10 protein-coding genes are annotated in these 15,874 nt (G+C 71.1%); 3 read left to right on the forward strand and 7 right to left on the reverse strand.

The window, feature by feature from the left end:
• Positions 1 to 60: 60 nt before the first annotated feature.
• A complete protein-coding gene (locus ACH4RC_RS16730; RefSeq protein WP_398200917.1) occupies positions 61 to 4,077 on the forward strand; it encodes an AAA family ATPase in 4,017 nt (1,338 codons plus the stop codon).
• A 335-nt stretch (positions 4,078 to 4,412) separates the two neighbouring features.
• On the opposite strand, the gene ACH4RC_RS16735 is transcribed toward ACH4RC_RS16730, so the two are convergent.
• Genes ACH4RC_RS16735 through ACH4RC_RS16750 form a run of 4 tightly spaced genes read right to left on the reverse strand, consistent with a single transcriptional unit; the run spans position 4,413 to position 5,845 of the window.
• Positions 4,413 to 4,610, reverse strand: a complete 198-nt coding sequence (locus ACH4RC_RS16735) for a hypothetical protein (protein WP_398200919.1) — start codon at positions 4,608 to 4,610, stop codon at positions 4,413 to 4,415.
• 59 nt (positions 4,611 to 4,669) lie between these two features.
• Complete coding sequence (locus tag ACH4RC_RS16740; protein ID WP_398200922.1) at positions 4,670 to 5,320, reverse strand: ATP-binding protein; 651 nt, start codon at positions 5,318 to 5,320, stop codon at positions 4,670 to 4,672.
• A complete protein-coding gene (locus tag ACH4RC_RS16745) occupies positions 5,320 to 5,580 on the reverse strand; it encodes a hypothetical protein (RefSeq protein ID WP_398200925.1) in 261 nt (86 codons plus the stop codon). The genes ACH4RC_RS16740 and ACH4RC_RS16745 overlap by 1 nt, the downstream gene beginning before the upstream one ends.
• 4 nt (positions 5,581 to 5,584) lie before the next feature.
• On the reverse strand, positions 5,585 to 5,845 hold the full coding sequence (locus tag ACH4RC_RS16750; protein ID WP_398200927.1) for a hypothetical protein: 261 nt from the start codon (positions 5,843 to 5,845) through the stop codon (positions 5,585 to 5,587).
• Between the two features lie 155 nt (positions 5,846 to 6,000).
• Here ACH4RC_RS16750 and ACH4RC_RS16755 point away from each other — a divergent pair, with 155 nt between their 5' ends.
• Both ACH4RC_RS16755 and ACH4RC_RS16760 read left to right on the forward strand, forming a co-directional pair.
• Positions 6,001 to 6,756: a GntR family transcriptional regulator gene (locus ACH4RC_RS16755; protein WP_398201579.1), complete on the forward strand. Its 756-nt coding sequence runs from the start codon at positions 6,001 to 6,003 to the stop codon at positions 6,754 to 6,756.
• Between the two features lie 89 nt (positions 6,757 to 6,845).
• Positions 6,846 to 7,043 (forward strand): hypothetical protein, encoded by a 198-nt coding sequence (locus tag ACH4RC_RS16760; protein ID WP_398200930.1) that lies wholly within the window; start codon positions 6,846 to 6,848, stop codon positions 7,041 to 7,043.
• A 6-nt stretch (positions 7,044 to 7,049) separates the two neighbouring features.
• On the opposite strand, the gene ACH4RC_RS16765 is transcribed toward ACH4RC_RS16760, so the two are convergent.
• The 3 genes from ACH4RC_RS16765 to ACH4RC_RS16775 form a co-directional block, all read right to left on the reverse strand.
• Positions 7,050 to 8,114: a PucR family transcriptional regulator gene (locus ACH4RC_RS16765; RefSeq protein ID WP_398200933.1), complete on the reverse strand. Its 1,065-nt coding sequence runs from the start codon at positions 8,112 to 8,114 to the stop codon at positions 7,050 to 7,052.
• A gap of 103 nt (positions 8,115 to 8,217) precedes the next feature.
• Positions 8,218 to 13,167 (reverse strand): DNA repair ATPase, encoded by a 4,950-nt coding sequence (locus ACH4RC_RS16770; protein WP_398200936.1) that lies wholly within the window; start codon positions 13,165 to 13,167, stop codon positions 8,218 to 8,220.
• Between the two features lie 88 nt (positions 13,168 to 13,255).
• Positions 13,256 to 15,310: a flotillin family protein gene (locus tag ACH4RC_RS16775; RefSeq protein WP_398200939.1), complete on the reverse strand. Its 2,055-nt coding sequence runs from the start codon at positions 15,308 to 15,310 to the stop codon at positions 13,256 to 13,258.
• Between the last annotated feature and the right edge of the window lie 564 nt (positions 15,311 to 15,874).

Raw genomic sequence — 15,874 nt, forward strand, 5'->3', positions numbered from 1 at the left:
CGATAAGGTGAGTTTTCCGGTCCGGATACACAGGTGCGGCAGGGATCAGAGGTGAAGGCCGTGAGTTCCGAGTCGGAGACCCGTACGGCCTTCGCGGAGCATCTCGCCCTCCTGTACGGAGAAGCCGGCAACCCGCCGCTCAAGCGCGTCTCCGAAGCCGTGGTGCGGCTTCAGCGGGTCGACGAACGCGGGCGTCCCGTGCGGGTGTCCGCCCAGCGGATCAGCGACTGGCGACGCGCCAAGAACGTCCCCGCCCAGTTCACCGCCCTGGCGGCGGTGCTGCAGGTGCTGATCCCCGAGGCGCGGCGCGAACGGCCGGTACCGGTCTCCGCCGGCTTGTACGACCTGGGCCACTGGCAGCGCCTGTGGGAAGGCGCGGTGGCCAATCCGGTCAACGACGACCGCCGCGACGCGACGTCGGCCGAGGACGACCATGACCCCCAGGCCGGGGCGTCGACCACCCCGAACGTGTGCCCGTACCGGGGGCTCGCGTCGTATCGCCGGCAGGACGCCCAGTGGTTCTTCGGCCGGGAACGGAGCACTGAGCGCCTCATCGCCCTGCTCCGGGCGGCGGAGACCTCGGGCGGTGGCCTGGTCATGCTCGTAGGCGCGTCGGGCGCGGGTAAGTCCTCGCTCCTGAACGCCGGCCTGGCGCCCGTGTTGCAGAGCGGCGACCCGGGCGGGAAAGACACCTGCGGCCGCCACGTGCTTCAGCTCGTACCGGGGGCCGACCCTCTCGCGGAGCTTGCCGACCGGATCCCCGAGCTTGCGCCGCACGCCACCGCAGCCGCAGCCGGCGCATCCTCTCCCCCGGACGACATGGCCCAGTTCGCGGACACGGTGCGCGAGGCCGTTTCCGCATGGGCGCGGAGTACGGCAGCCCCGTCGGCCCAGCCGGTCATCATCGTGGACCAGTTCGAGGAGATATTCGCCCTCTGCCCCGATGACGGCATCAGGCGCGGTTTCGTCCGGTTGCTCCACGCCGCCTGCTCCCCCGGTCGCAACGGTGAGCGCGCTCCCGCACTCGTGGTCCTCGGCATACGCGCCGATTTCTACGAGCAATGCCTCGACCACCCCGAACTGGCCCATGCGCTGCAACACCAGCACATGGTGCTCGGGCCCCTGACGACGGGGGACCTGCGCCGGGCCGTGGCAGGCCCGGCCAAGGCCGTGGGACTGGAGCTCGAACCAGGGCTCGCGGAGCTGATCGTCCGGGAAGTGAGCGCCGACAAGCCGCGCGGAGCACACGACGCCGGTGTACTGCCGCTCCTCTCCCACGCCATGCTCGCCACCTGGCAACGGCGTAGGTCGGGGAAGCTGACCCTGGCCGGTTACCGCGCGGCGGGCGGAATCCAAGGCGCTGTGGCGGCGACGGCCGAGCGTGCCTGGTCCGAACTCGACCCGGCGGCACGCACCGCCGCGAGGCTGCTCCTCCTCAGGCTGGTGAAGCTGGGCGAGGACACGCAGGCCACGAGGAGGCGGGGCAGTCGGCGCCGGCTGGCGGAGGAGTCGACGGACCCCGCGAAGACGGAGGAGTCCCTCGAATCCCTGGTGCGGGCCCGGTTGGTCACCCTCGACGCCGAGACCGTCGAGATCACGCACGAGGCGCTTCTCCACGCCTGGCCGCGACTGCGCGGCTGGATCGACGAGGGCAAGAGCGATCACCTGCTGCGTCAGCGGCTGGAGGAAGACGGCCGGGCCTGGGAAGAGTCCGAACGCGACTCCGCGCTCCTGTACCGGGGGTCCCGCCTCGACCATGCCCGGGGCTGGGCGCAGTCCGCCGGCGACACCTACCTCACCCGGGTCGCGACCGACTTCCTGAGGGCTTCGGCCGCACTGCGCAAGCGCACGGTCCTCCTCAGACGTGGTGCGGTCTCGGCGCTGGTCGTCCTGGCGCTGCTGGCCGTCACCGCGGCAGTGGTCGCCTGGGAGCAGCGCAACGATGCCGTGTTCCAGCAGGTGATCGCGGAGGCCGACCGGGCTCAGGACTCCGATCCGTCCCTGTCCGCCCAGCTCGACCTGGTGGCCCACCGACTGCGGCCGGACGACGAGGACACGAGGAACCGGCTGCTCTCCATCGTGAACGCGCCGCTGGCCTCACCGCTGCTCGGTCACACCGGCGCCGTCTACCTCACCTCGTTCAGCCCGGACGGCCGGCTCCTGGCCACCGCCAGCTACGACCGGACGGTCCGCCTCTGGGACGTCTCGGACCCGACGCGGCCCAAGCCGGTGGGTGAGCCTCTGACCGGTCACACGAGCTGGGTGAGCACCGCGGTCTTCAGCCCGGACGGCACCACCCTGGCCAGCGCTTCGGAGGACGGCACGATCCGCCTGTGGGACGTACGGGACCCCGCTCACCCCCGGCCGTCGGGCACCCCCGTGACCGGCGACGGCGGCGCCGTCTACCTCCTCGCCTTCAGCCCCGACGGCCACACCCTCGCCTCCGCCAACGAAGACCACGCCGTACGTCTGTGGAACGTCGACGACCCGCGCAGGCCCCAGCCGCTCGCCACGCTGACCGGCCACACCGCGGCCGTACGCTCCGTGGCCTTCAGCCCTGACGGACGCACGCTCGCGGCGGGAGGCGACGACGGGACGATCAGGCTCTGGAACACGGACGATCCCGGCCACGCGCGACCGCTTGCCTTGGTGCTGACCGGCCACACCGACACGGTGCACTCGGTGGCCTTCTCCCCCAACGGCCGCACCCTCGCCAGCGGCGGCACGGACCGCACCGTCCGCCTCTGGAGCGTCGTCGACCCGGACCACGCGAAGTCGCTCGGCGCGCCCATCACCGGACACACCGGCCCCATATGGTCCGTCGCCTTCAACCCGGCCGGGACGATGCTCGCGGCCGGCAGCGCGGACAGCAAGGCCAGTCTGTGGAACGTCAGCGATCCGTCCCGCCCCTCGCAGGTGGGCGAGCCCCTCGCGGGCGGCAGCGGCGAGATGTACGCGCTCGGTTTCAGTCCGGACGGGAAGACCCTCGCCACGGGCAACGGCGACAACAAGGTCCGCCTGTGGTCGGTGCCGACCTCGGACGTGATCGGCCGTATCGGGGCCTTCCGCCCCGACGCGAAGCTGCTCGCCACGGCGGCCGCCGACAACAAGGTCCGGCTCTGGAACGTGGAGCACCCCGACGGTCCCGTAGCGACGGGCAGGCCGTTCAACCCCGGTGAGGGCGACCCGCGCTCGCTCGTCTTCTCTCCCGACGGCCGCACGCTCGCGGTGCTGACGGGGACGCACGCGGTGCAACTGTGGAACGTCACGGACCCGGCTCGTCCGGCCCCCTACGGACCACCGATGGCACTGCGAACGCGGTTCGCCGGGCCCCGGGCGCTCGCATTCAGCCCGGACGGACGAACCCTGGCCACGGCCAGGACCGACCGCACGGTCCAGCTCTGGAACGTGAGCGACCCTTCCCGCCCGCGGCCCCTCGGCCACGCGCTGACCGGGCACAAGGGCTACGTCAACGCCCTCGCCTTCGGCACCGACGGACGCACCCTGGCCAGCGGCAGCGCGGACGGCACCGTCCGGCTCTGGAACGTGTCGGACCCGGCCCGCGTCACCCGGCTCGGCGCACCGCTCAGAGGGCACCTGGGGGCCATCAACACCATCGCGTACAGCCCGGACGGAAACACGCTGGCCAGCGGTGGCGACGACGGTACGGTCCGCCTCTGGGAGGTGACGAGGCCGCGGAAGGCCACCCTCCTGGGGCCCCCCTTGACCGGCCACACCGACGCGATCGTCTCCCTGACCTTCAGCCCGGACGGCCGCAGCCTGGCAAGTGGCGGCAACGACAACTCCGTCCGGCTCTGGGACGTCACACGCCCCTCCGAAGCGTCCCCCATCGGCCAGTCGATGAGCCCGAACGCCAAGACAGGCAGCTTCCTGTCGTTCCGCCCCCGCAGCAACGTCCTCGGAGTGTCGAGCGGCACGGACACCGTCCGGCTCTGGAACCTGGACACCGAGGCCGCGATCCACCACATCTGCACGACGACGCGGGGCGTTCTGACACGGGAGAAGTGGGACGAGTTCTTGCCGCGCCTCTCGTTCGACCCGCCCTGCGACGACTGACGGACGGCACCGTCCGTCTCGCCCCTCAGGGCGGGTGATACCGGTCACATCGAGCCGTTCTGGCTGGTCATCCCTGCCGCAACGCCCGGATGCGCTTGTACCGTTGACCACAGCCCGACCGCTGACGCATCCCCCGTCGTCAGCGGTCGGGTTTTTCGTGCGCGCGCACGCTGAGGGTTCCGTCATCGTGTTACTCACAGCCGAGCTGGTCCCCGCGGAACGTGCTTCAGAAGTCGGGGCGAGGCCGCCGTACCCGGTTACACGTCTCCGCATTCGTTGGGCTCCAGCGGAAGGGGCGCGCGCTCGCCTCCCCAGTCATTCAGCCTGAGTCTGACCTACCTCGTCTTGAACTCGACCTTCCCGGTGCTCATTCGGAAGTTTCCACTCGAGTACAGCGTGGGGCGGGCCTCAACGTGGTTTCCGCTGTACTTCTCCACGTGCCGGATCTCGGCACCGCCCGGAACAGTGAAGTCGATCAGGGCGATGGCGACCCAGTAGGACAGATTGCGATTGTTGAACAGAGGCACCGTCACGGTTGAGCCGCGCCCGTCCGTGACGACTGCTCGAGCACCGTAGGACTCGGTGCCCCGCCTCATTCAGTAACGGGTTCCTCGCAATCTGTTGCAATCTCTGCCCACACCCTCAGACCCTGCGCTGTTTTGCTGCTTCCCCAGCGCGTTGCCAGAGCCTCCACGATCAGCAGGCCGCGGCCATGCTCCGCGTCCGGGGAGGGGAGGCGCGGCATTGCGGATGGCAGGGGTCTCTGGGTACCGGGCTCGGCCTCGTTGGTCACTGTGAGGGTGACGGTGTCTGCGGTCAGGGCGCAGGACAGTGTGATCGTGCCGCCCCCGCCGTGCTCGAGTGCGTTCGCCACCAGTTCTCCAGTCACCGTCACCAGGTCGTCGGTGGTAGCGGGGCTCAGTTGCCATGCTCGCGCTGTGTTCCGTACGTGGTGGCGGGCGCTTCGTGCGGCTGAATAGTCGTCGCCGGGGGTGCGGATCATCGTGCAGGACCGGACATTCCCTGCCAGGCGGAGTGGTTCCATGTCGCGTGATCTCGCGATGCGTAGGACGTCCCTCAGTGCGTTCACCAAGTCCGTTGTCGATGGCGTCAGGTGCGTGCCTGTCGCTGGTCGCATGGCGTGTGATCCGCCTGCACGGGCCAAGAGGCCACTTGCCAGCGCGAGTTGCACCTCGTCCATCGCGTCGGCGTGCCGGAACAGCGGCAGGAGGTTGTAGTCCATCAGGCCGCCCGTGCCGCGTCGTGCACGTCGCCGTGCGTGGTGTCGGAGAGGAGTTCGTGAGCTACGAGGTACGGGCGTACGAGGCGCGTGCTTGTTCCGTCGATGAGGGTGTACCAAGCGCGGACCGTCGCGGCCAGGCGCGGTGTCAGCGGTGGGGGTTCGTAGGGCGTCGACGGTGGGTCGGTACGCAACCGGTGCCGGCCCGTCGGGTGCAGGAAGCTTCTCGGCCACTGCAGCAGCAGCCGTAGTCGAACGCCCATCGGTTCAACTTCCCTTCGTCTTCGTCTTCATGGATGTGGACCTTTCGCGCTCGCTTACAGCAGCGATCTCGGCCCAGATGTGCGCTCCCCGCGCCGTCACGTCGTGGCCATAGCGGTCCGCCTCGGCCAAAGCGAGCATCAGAAGTCGGCGGCTTTGTTCTGTGAGGCGTGGGGGCAGTGCGCAGGTGATGCGGATCCGATCGGCCGCCTCTTTGGAACGCGCCTCGTTCCCCGTCAGCGCCGTGAGCCGTGCGGCCAGCGACACCGCTCTCGATCTCGTCAGGCACACAGGCGTGCTCCGTAGTCAATTAAACGCGGAGAGTGTTTCTACTCCAGTAGCTTCTACCTGATGCAGTAGCTTGTCAATATCGCTGAGACAGCGAGCAGTTGGACGCCGTCGAGAACCCCGGAGAGCCGCCCATGCCCCGTGAGGCGCCCTACCTCGAAGTCGCCGAGTCGCTGCGCGCTCGCATCCATGCGGGTGAGTGGGAGGTCGGTGCGCGGCTGCCGTCACGAGCGCGGCTCGCCGAGGAGTACGGGGTCGGGCGCAACGTCACGCAGCGCGCCATGGACCGGCTCATCACCGAGGGGCTGTTGGAAGGGCGCGCCGGGTCGGGGACGTATGTACGGCGGCCGCGTGAGCGTATGCGCATGGTGCGGACGCGGCGCCAGGAAAACCGAGGTGGGTCGCCGTTCCGGGCCGATATGCGCGAACGTGGTGTCACCGGAGGGTGGGAGTCCCACAGTCAGGCTCGGCAGCCGGCGCCACCCGCCATCGCCGAGCGACTCGGAATTGAGCCTGGTCAGCCGTGTGTCTTCACGCGTTACGAGTTTCTCGCCGATGGGCAGCCCGTTCAGCTCTCCGAGTCCTGGGAGCCCATGGCCGTGACCGACGGGACTCCCGTCGTGCTGCCCGAGATGGGGCCGCTCGCCGGGGCCGGGGTCGTCGCGCGGATGCGGTCGATCGGGGTCGACGTCGTGCGTGTCGTCGAGGTGCCTCGGCCCGGCCGCGCCACGCAGGAGCAGGCGAACCTTCTGGGGATCAGTCTGGGTGACCTGCTGCTCACCGTTGAGCGCACTTATTACGACGCGGAAGGGCGGGCCGTCGAGACCGCCGACGTCGTCGTGCCCGACGCCCGTTGGGAAGTGGCCTACGAGTTCGGTGTCGACGGATGACAAGTTCGCGGTTGCCGCCCGGCTGGGCCCTTCAGGGCATTCGTGACGTGTCCGGGGATCAGCAAGCCGTCGCCCTCCATACTGATCGAGTGGTGCGATGGGTCGCTGTCGCCGACGGGGACGAGCCCGAGGTGGTACGGCCTGAGATCGTTCTCGGGTTTCACGGGCTGTGCATCGTGAAACCCGTGGACGACGACGACTGGTACATGGGCAGCCTGTACGACGACGGAAGTGTCGACTGCTGGGGCGCCTACGACAATCTGTATCAGGCGCTCCGAGGGCTCTGAGTCGATCTAGTGCGGCTGATCCGGCCAGCCCAGCAGCCTCGCCCCGATCACCGCCGTCTGCAGCGTGTACCTGTCCGCCGGGTCCGACGGGTCCACGCCGGTCAGGGTGTGGATGCGTTCCAGGCGGTAGGTGAGAGCGCGGACGCTCAGGGACAGGCGGCGTGCCGCCTCCGCCGCCACGCACCCCGCGTCGAAGTACGCCGAGAGGGTCGACAGCAAGGGGCCCGCGCCGCCCCGGGCGCCTCGCAGGGGGCCCAGTACGTGCACCACCAGGTCGATCAGCGCCTGGCGGTCGCGGTTCAGGACCGGGAAGACCAGGAGGTCCGCCGCTCGCAGGACCGGGTCGGTCAGGTTCAGGCGGTCGGCCAGTTCCAGGGTGCTCAGGGCCTCCTCGTAGGACTGGACCACGCCGTTCGGGCCCGGCTGGGAGCGGCCTATCGCCACCTGGCCGCCGTCTGTCGAGACGTGGGCGTGTTTGGCGAAGAAGGGGAGGATGTCGGGCTGGTCTCCCGGGGCGATGCAGACCAGGCGGCCGTCCTTTGTGGTGAGCAGGACCTCTCGGTCGCCGAAGCGGGAGATCATCGCGCTCTCGACCGCCCTCGGGACCTCGTCGCCCTCGTCGTACGCCGCGTCTCCCTGGGCCACCGCCACCGCGTGCGCGTGGGACAGGCGCAGGCCGAAGCGTTCGGCGCGCTGGGCGAGCTGGCCCAGGTCGCTGCGGCCGTAGAGGAGGTCGTCGATGAACTCGCGGCGGGCCGTGACCTCCTGGCGCATCGCCTGGCGCTGGGCCCGCTCGTAGCCTTCCACGAACGCGTCCAGCGCCTGCTCCACCGCCGACATGACGTCCACGGCGTCCACCCCCGCCGCCGTCGGCCAGTTCGTGCGGGCCTCCGCCAGGTGCGCCGTCATCAGCGCCCTTAGGCGCACGCCCCGTTCCGCCGCGCGCTTGCCCAGCGTGCGGCGGGAGTCCAGTTCGTCGCGGGTCAGGCGGCGGCCCGTCGACGACGCGTCCGCCACCAGACTCGCGAAACCGGACAGATAGGTGTCGACGGCCGTGGTCTCGTCCGTCATGGTCGTCGCCCCCGGTCTCCGATATCGCCGCCGCTTGAGCATTTCTAGCGCACGGACCGAGAGGGGGTCGGTGTGGGGGGACACCGCCACGTCCAGTCGCCGCCTAGCCGGATTCCCCGGCGGGCACCGCTCGCCTCAGCGTCGTCTCGATCGCCGCCATCCGGTCCGCGAGGAGGCCGAGCGCCGCCACCGCCCGCACCGCCGGGTCCGTGTCCGCCCCGCCCAGCGTGCGGGCGCGGACGTACGCGCGCTTCAGCTCCGCCCAGCGCGTCGCTTGGGCAGACGACAGCGTGCCCCGCAGCTCCGCCAGTTTCAGCAGGTTCGACTCCGCGCCCGTCGCCAGGGTCTGGGCCTCGCCCTTGTAGTGGTCGTCCAGGACCGCGGCGAGCTCCGCCTCGTTCATCGCCGGATCTATCCGCGCCGCGATCTTGTTCATGTTGCGGTACGAGCCCTGGAGCTGGAACGGCGGCTCCGTGCGCGCGTCGCCGCTCTGCGCCGCCGACGCGATGTACGCGGCGTTCACGGACAGCACCGTTTCCCGGGCCCGAAGGAGGTGGCGCAGCACCACGGTGATCCGCTCGGCCTCCATCGCCGCGTACGGGTGCCTCAGCTGGTCCACGCGGGCCGTGGGGTCGCCCGAGGCCAGGCGTACGAACGTGTCCACGTCCTCCCTGTCGCGGCCCGCCAGCGGCGCCAGGTGCTCGTTCGCCGTCAGGGCGTTCTCCACGAAGCTGAGCGCGAACGCGTCCTCCTTGCCGGTCAGGACCGAGCCCAGGTTCCAGACGTCGGCCCGGTTCGCGAGCATGTCGGGGATGTGGAAACGCGCGCCCGACTCCGTGTACGGGTTGCCCGCCATGCAGACGGCGAAGCGCTTGCCGCGCAGGTCGTACGTGCGGGGCTCGCCGTTCCACACGCCGGTCATGCGGCGTTGCGCGTCGCAGAGCGAGATGAACTGTTGCAGCAGCTCCGGTGACGTGTGCTGGATGTCGTCCAGGTGGAGGAGGACGTTGTTGCCCGCTTCCAGGGCGAAGTTGATCTTTTCGACCTCCCTGCGCGCCGTCGCGTTCGGGGCCTCCGCCGGGTCCAGGGACGTGACCGTGTGGCCGAGCGCCGGGCCGTTGATCTTCACCAACAGCATGCCGAGCTTGTCCGCCACGTACTCGATCAGCGTCGTCTTGCCGTAGCCCGGCGGCGACGTCAGCATCAGCAGGCCGCCCGCCGTGCCCAGCTGCTTGTGGAGGCTGTCGCCGATCAACGGGAGGTAGACCTCGTCGATCAGGCGGCTGCGCACGAACGACGGCAGGACGTGCGGGCGGTGGTCGTCCACGCGCAGGCGGGTGCGTTCGGCGCTCGCCAGGCCGGTGCGCAGGCGCTGGTAGGCGCGGAAGCCCGGCATCACCTCCGTACGGAAGCGGGTGGTGCGGTCGAGGAACTCGTCCAGGCGGAGCGGCAGGCGCCGGCCGTCCAGGCGGGGGTGCGTGCCCAGCAAGCCGTCCACCGTCGCCGTGAGCCCGGCCTCGCAGTCGTAGTGCGTCACGTCCGGGCAGAGCTCCACCGCCACCGCCTCCGCGAGGTCCACCGCCTCGGCAGCCGTCGTGGCGTACGCGGACAGCCACGCCGCTACGAGGGACTTGCGCGCCGACAGCTCCGTCACGGCGGCCACGTCCTCTTCGTACGCCGTTGAACTGCCGGTCGCACGGCGGAACTTGTCCAGGAACGTCCGTACCGCGGCCGACACCGCGAACCCCTCCGGCGCCGTCGTCAGCTCCTCGAAGAGGTAGGCCGCGGCGGGGGCCCCCGTCCGCTCCGCCACCTCCCCGCACCAGTCGTCGATCGCCGGTGCCAGGCCGAACGTGTCCCGGGCGCGGGCGAGGGACCGCGCCCGCCTCGTCCACTGCTCGCGCTCCTCCTGCGTCGCCTCGTGCGCCCAGAAGAGCTGGGCCGCGGCGCGCGCCTCCGGCGTGTGGCGGAGCACCCCGGCACCGGAGTGCAGGCGCAGCAGGGCCGTGAGGACGAGGTGCGCGTCGTGGTCGTGGACGCCGCGTTCGTAGCCCTCGTCGTAGGACTCCTCCGCTGCCGACCGCACCAGGGCGGACAGGTCCTCGGCCGCCGACAGGTGGTCCGGGCCGTGGTCCGCCAGGAGGCGGGCGGCCAGGTGTTCGGCGCGGTAGACGTCCGTGTTCTCGGAGGGGAGGGTCTGGCCCCAGTAGGGCGCGTACGCGGCGAAGCCCGGGTCGGTCACCGGCGCCCGGTAGTCCGTTCCCGTCAGCGCGAACGCCATCCCGTCCGCGCCGTACGGGACCAGGGTCAGCTCGTGCGGCCGGCTGTCGACCGGGAACGTGTGGCGGCCCAGGCGGATCGTGGTGCCGCCGTCGGTGTAGAGGTCGGTGCGGTCGCGCAGCGCACGCAGGGCGTCCTGGCGGACGGTGTCGAGGCGGTTCTCCAACTCCTCGGCGCGGACTTGGTCGTCGAGTTCGCGCAGGCCGGCCACGGTGCGGCGGGCCTTCGCCACCATCGGGTCCGACGCCAGGTACGTACTGATGGCGTCGAGGCTGCCGAGCGCGGACAGGCGGCGGGCCACGGAGTCGAGGATGCGGTCGGCGGAGGTGGCGAGGCGTTCGGCGTGGCGCGCGCGGGCGTCGGCGAGGGTCTGCTTGCGGGCGGCGAACGCCTCGTGGATCGCGATGCGCTTGGTGTCGAGGTCGGCGAGGAACTCGTCCGACTCGGCGAACCGGCCTTCCAGGTTCTCCACCTGGAGGAGCAGGCGGGCCAGTTGGTCGTCGCAGGCGCCCGGGGTCGTGGCCACCGCGAGGGCGCCCGTCACGGCCTGGCCGAGCAGGGAGAACCGGGCCGCGAACTCGGCGCGGCCCTCGCGCGCGGAGAGTTCGCGGCGGCGGGCGTCGAGGGTGGCGCGGGCCCGGTTGACGCCCGCGACGACTTCCGCGATGCGCTCCAGGACGTTCGTACGGACGGTCGCGTCGCCGATGTCCAGGCCGCCGAGGACGTCCGTGACCGCGCCGAGCCGGTCGGCGAGTTCGGTGACGCGGGTGGTGAGCGGGGCGGCCTCCGCGGCCGTCCCGATCTCTCCCGCCTCCGCCTCGACGCGTGCGAGGTCGGCGTGGTGGGCGGCGAACGAGTCGGGGCGGGCGAGGAAGGTCACGGCCCGGCGGCCCGCCGCGGTGATGTCCGCGGCGAGGCCGTCGGCGAGGGCGTCGACGCGCTCGGTGTCGGCGTAGCGCAGGTCCTTGAGGGTGAGCAGGTGGCCCTGCGCGCGGTGCAGCTCGGTCAGGCGCTCCACCCACTCGGTCGCGGTGCGGGGCGCTTCCCCGCGGATGCGGCGGACCAGGGTGGTGGCGCGCGCCTCCGCCTCCGCGAGCGCGTCGGCGGCCCGGCGGGTGAGGGTGCGGACGGTCTCGTACTCGGCGAGGATCTGCTCGGCCGTCGCCCGGAGTTCGCCGATCTCGTGGCGCAGGCCGGCGCCCACGCTCTCGCTCAGCCAGGGGTACGAGTCACCGGCGCGCTCGCACGCGGACGCGAGCGCCTCGTACGCCGCCGCGGTCGGCGTCGCCGCCGCCTCCTCGGCCGTACGGGTCAGGGCCAGGCAGTCGGAGATGCCGCGGACGAGGTCGGCGTTGCCGATGCGCGTCAGCTCCGGATCGGCGACGCCCGCGTCGGAGACGCCCGCGTCGAGCACGTACGTGTCCGCCGTGAACGGGGTCGACCAGATCTGCGCCGGGTGGACGCGGGCCGGTTCGCCTGCCTCACCGGTCGGCTCGTCGCGCAGCAGGACGAGCGTGCCGTCGTCGAAGAGGGCGTGCCCGCGGCCGGTGAGCGGAGCGGTGATCTCCTTACGGATCAGGTTGTACGGCAGCAGGACCGTGCGGCCCTCCACGCGCGCGCGGAAGACGTGGAGCACGTCCTCGCCGTTCGGCGACCGTACGGTGCGCTCGTACGCGAGGTGCGTGGTGTCCAAGCCGTCGAAGGTCTTGTGGGCGCCGGTGACCAGGCAGTATCCGCCGGCGAAGACGACGCCCTGCTCGTCGGGGAGGGTCCGGCACGCCTGGCCGATGCCGTCGAGACGGACCACGGTGCGGGTGAGGGTGTTGAAGACGAGGTGGCGCCAGGTGTCCTCCTTGTACGGGCGGACCCGGACGATGAGGAGCGCGCCCACGCGCGCGTGGGCGATGTCGGCGTCGGCGAGGGCCTGCAGCGGCTCGTCGACGGGTTCCGCGTGGATGCCGTCGGCGGTCTCGGTGTCGTTCTCCACCTTGACCGTCAGGGATCCGCCGACCGTCGACACGTAGATGGGCGAGCCGTCCTGCTCTGCGCCGACGGCGACGTGCGGGTGGCGGCCCAGGACGTGGTCCTCGCGGCTCGCCTCCCGCCAGGTCAGGTCGTGCGCGGGCGGGGTCACGTCGTCGCGGTCGCCGCGCGCGTCGAGGAAGCGGGCGCCGCTGCCGTCCGGGGACAGCTCCCAGCGCAGGACGCGGAGGTCCGTGGCGCGGTCGCCGGTCTGGAAGACGGCCAGGAGCTTGCCGTCCAGGACCCGGAGCTGCAGCAGGCGGCTCTGCCGGTAGTAGCGGAAGAGCGCGGTGAACTCGGCGACGAACGCCGGGTCGTCGAGCAGGCCCGGCACCGCGCTGTCGGCCAGCCGGTCCAGGGCCTGGTCCGGGGTGTGCAGGGTGAAGATGTCGCCGACCGCCGGGGTGCCGGTGGCGAGGACGTCGCGCAGGCCGAGCAGCAGGGCGCCGCCGACGGCCACGACGTCGCGGGCCAGGCGCGGCTCGTCGGTGCGCAGCCTGCTCGTGCCGGTGAGGGTCAGGCCGACGGAGCCGAAGGCGGCGGTGCGGCGTTCGTTGAGCTCGGCGGCGTGCGTCGCCAGGTGGCGGGCCTGTGCGGTGAGGCGGGCACGCAGTACGTCGTACGTTCCCGCGTCCAGGCCGGTCCCCGTACTGGTGCCGGTGCTGGTGCCGGTCCCGGTGCCGGTCTCGGTGCCGATGCCGGTCTCGGTGCCGGTGCCGGTCTCGGTGCCGGTCTCGGTACCGGTCTCCATGTCCCCCAACGTCTTCTCCTGTCATGTGGTGGCCGGGGTCGCCGACCCCCGTACGGCGTCCCCGGCCGGTCCGTGCGGTGCCGTGCGGTCAGACCCGCGCGGAACCGTTCAGCTTCAGCTGGTCGAGCGGCAGGTCGGCCACGCCCAACTGGCCGGCCTTGTCCAGCAGCTCCTTGAGCTGATCCGCCTGCTCGCTGCCCCCGCCCTTCATCAGCTTCATCAGCAGCGCGGAGACGGTGAGGTTCTGGACGTCGCCCGTGGAGAACGAGCCGAGGATCGTGGTCAGGTCCTCGGTGAAGTCCGCCGAACCGTCGAGCCACGGCTTGGCGAGGGCCTGCGCGGTGCCGGAGTGCTGGACGAAGGAGTCGACGCCCTTGCCGAGCGCGATCGAGGAGACGATCCGGTCGAAGAAGACGGACTCGCCGCCCACGATGTTGATGTCGGCGCTCTCCAGGCCGGTCGCGATGACCGTGGCCTGCGCCTCGGCGACCCGGCGCTGCGTGTCGAGACCGGCGAGCCGGATCTCCTTCTCCGCCTGGAGGCGCAGCCGGTACTCCTCGTGCCCGCGGGACGCCTCGTCGAGCGCGGCCATCGCGGTGGCCTTCCGCGTGATGCCCTCGGCCTCCGCCTTGAGCTTCGCCTCGATCGCGGTGGCCTCGGCGAGGGCCTGCTCGCGGGCGCCGAGCGCCTCGGCGCGCATGCGGGCCTCGGTGGCCTCGGCCTCGGCACGGCCCGCCTTCTCGATGACCTCGGCCTCCTTGTCGCGCACCTGCACCTCGGCGAGACCGGGTGCCGCGGTCTCGGCCTGGATGCCTTCGGCGAGCCGCAGCTTGGCCTTGGCCTCCAGGTCGGCGGCCTTCAACCGGGCGTCGGCGAGCGTCAGTTGCTCGGCGGCGCGGTGCGTCGCGGCCTGCTCGGCCGCCTCGGCGGCCTTGATGTCCTTGACGAGCTTCTCCTGCGCCTCGGCCTCCGCCGCGATGATGACGGCCTGCCGCCCCCGCTCGGCCTCCTCGACCGCCCGGAGCCTCTTGATCGACTCCTCCTGCTCGGCGACCGTACGGTCCACGGCGACGCGCTCACGGATGACCTCGGCGATGTCCCGCCGCTCCGCCTCGACCTCCTTCTCGGCTGCGATCTTCGTCAGCTGGGTCTCCCGCTCCCGCGCGATGACCTCCAGGAGGCGGTCCTTCTCGATGCGCTCGTTCTCGACCGCGATGACGCGCTCACGGTTCTTCTGGGCGACGGCGACCTCGCGGGCCTGGTTCTCGCGCTGCACCCCGAGCTTCTCCTCGGTGACGAGGAAGGCGCCCTGCGAACGCAGCCGCTCCTCCTCGACGACCCGCGCCGTCTCGGCCTCCTCGCGGGCCCGCACGGTGTCGATCTCCCGCTTCTGCTTGATCTCGGCGTCGGCCTGGCGCCGCTCCAGTTCGAGGATGGTCTCGCGGGCGTCGACGTTCTGCCGGGTGATCTCCTTCTCCTCCGTGCGCTGGAACTCGTTGGTGCGCACGTGCTCGATGCTGGTCAGCTCGGTGATCTTGCGGATGCCCTGGGCGTCGAGGACGTTGTGCGGGTCGAGCTGGTTCAGCGGCGTCTGCTCCAGGTAGTCGATCGCCGCGTCCTCGAGGTGGTAGCCGCTCAGGTCGACACCGATGACCTCGATGATCCGGTACCGCAGCTCCTCGCGCTTGGTGTAGAGGTCGGTGAAGTCCATCTGCTTGCCGACGGTCTTCAGCGCCTCGGAGAACTTCGCGTGGAACAGCTCCTGGAGCGTCGTCTTGTCGCTGGCCCGCGCCGTGCCGACCGCCTGGGCGACCTTGATGACGTCCTCGGGGGTCTTGTTGACCTTCACGAAGAACGAGATTCGGATGTCGGCCCGGATGTTGTCCTTGCAGATCAGGCCGTCCTTGCCGGCCCGCGTGATCTCGATGGCCTTCACCGAGATGTCCATCACCTCGGCCTTGTGCAGGACCGGCAGGACGACCTGCCCGGTGAAGGTGACGTCCACCTTGCGCATCTTGGAGACGATGAGCGCCTTGCCCTGCTCCACCTTGCGGAACAATCGCGTGAAGATCAGCAGCAGCGCTACGACGACGAGCAGGACAACGGCGACGGACACGCCGATGCCCACAGTGGTGGCATCCATGGTGAAGTCCTCTGGTTCCAGGGGTGATTGCAACCCCGAGCCAATGAAGGAAGAAAGGGAGGGGCCGAAGAGAGACCGGAGGGCGAGCCCGACTGCCCGCGGTCCCACTGCCGGACTGCTGCCGCACGGGCCTAACGTTCGTCAGGGGCCGGCCGGCCCTGGGGGCACACGGCCGCGTACGGGGCTCCGGCGGGCTCGGCGAGGTGCTTCCCCATGTCCCCGCCCCCTTCACCGTGCCGCCGGCTCGGCTCCACCCCGGCGCCCGCACCCGTTTCCGGGTCCCGGCACCGGGGCTTGGCCCCCGTTTCTGCCGCGGCCATCCTGGCGCACGGTCGCCACCCTGCGCATTGCCGGACTCCGGCAATCTTTACGTGGCCTTGATGCCGGACTGTGACGGCAGGAGGCTCGGGCGGCGGGGTATCCTGGACACGCAAGCGAAGGGGAGTAGCCCCGCGAACCGGTCGTCGACACACTGGAACCCCCGGGTTCCCGGTGGCCGGGCTCGGACCGTGTGGCGGTTCGGGTGGGCGAGACCTTCGACCAGGCAGGACGACGGACGCGTAG

The sequence above is a fragment of the Streptomyces sp. NPDC016845 genome (assembly GCF_044332585.1).
Lineage (GTDB): Bacteria > Actinomycetota > Actinomycetes > Streptomycetales > Streptomycetaceae > Streptomyces.

Coding starts and splice junctions, on each gene's coding strand:
- ACH4RC_RS16740 (WP_398200922.1), bottom strand. CDS start 5,320: ATGGACTACAACCTCCTGCCGCTGTTCCGGCACGCCGACGCGATGGAC.
- ACH4RC_RS16745 (WP_398200925.1), bottom strand. CDS start 5,580: ATGGGCGTTCGACTACGGCTGCTGCTGCAGTGGCCGAGAAGCTTCCTG.
- ACH4RC_RS16755 (WP_398201579.1), top strand. CDS start 6,001: ATGCCCCGTGAGGCGCCCTACCTCGAAGTCGCCGAGTCGCTGCGCGCT.
- ACH4RC_RS16765 (WP_398200933.1), bottom strand. CDS start 8,114: ATGACGGACGAGACCACGGCCGTCGACACCTATCTGTCCGGTTTCGCG.
- ACH4RC_RS16770 (WP_398200936.1), bottom strand. CDS start 13,167: ATGGAGACCGGTACCGAGACCGGCACCGAGACCGGCACCGGCACCGAG.
- ACH4RC_RS16775 (WP_398200939.1), bottom strand. CDS start 15,310: ATGGATGCCACCACTGTGGGCATCGGCGTGTCCGTCGCCGTTGTCCTG.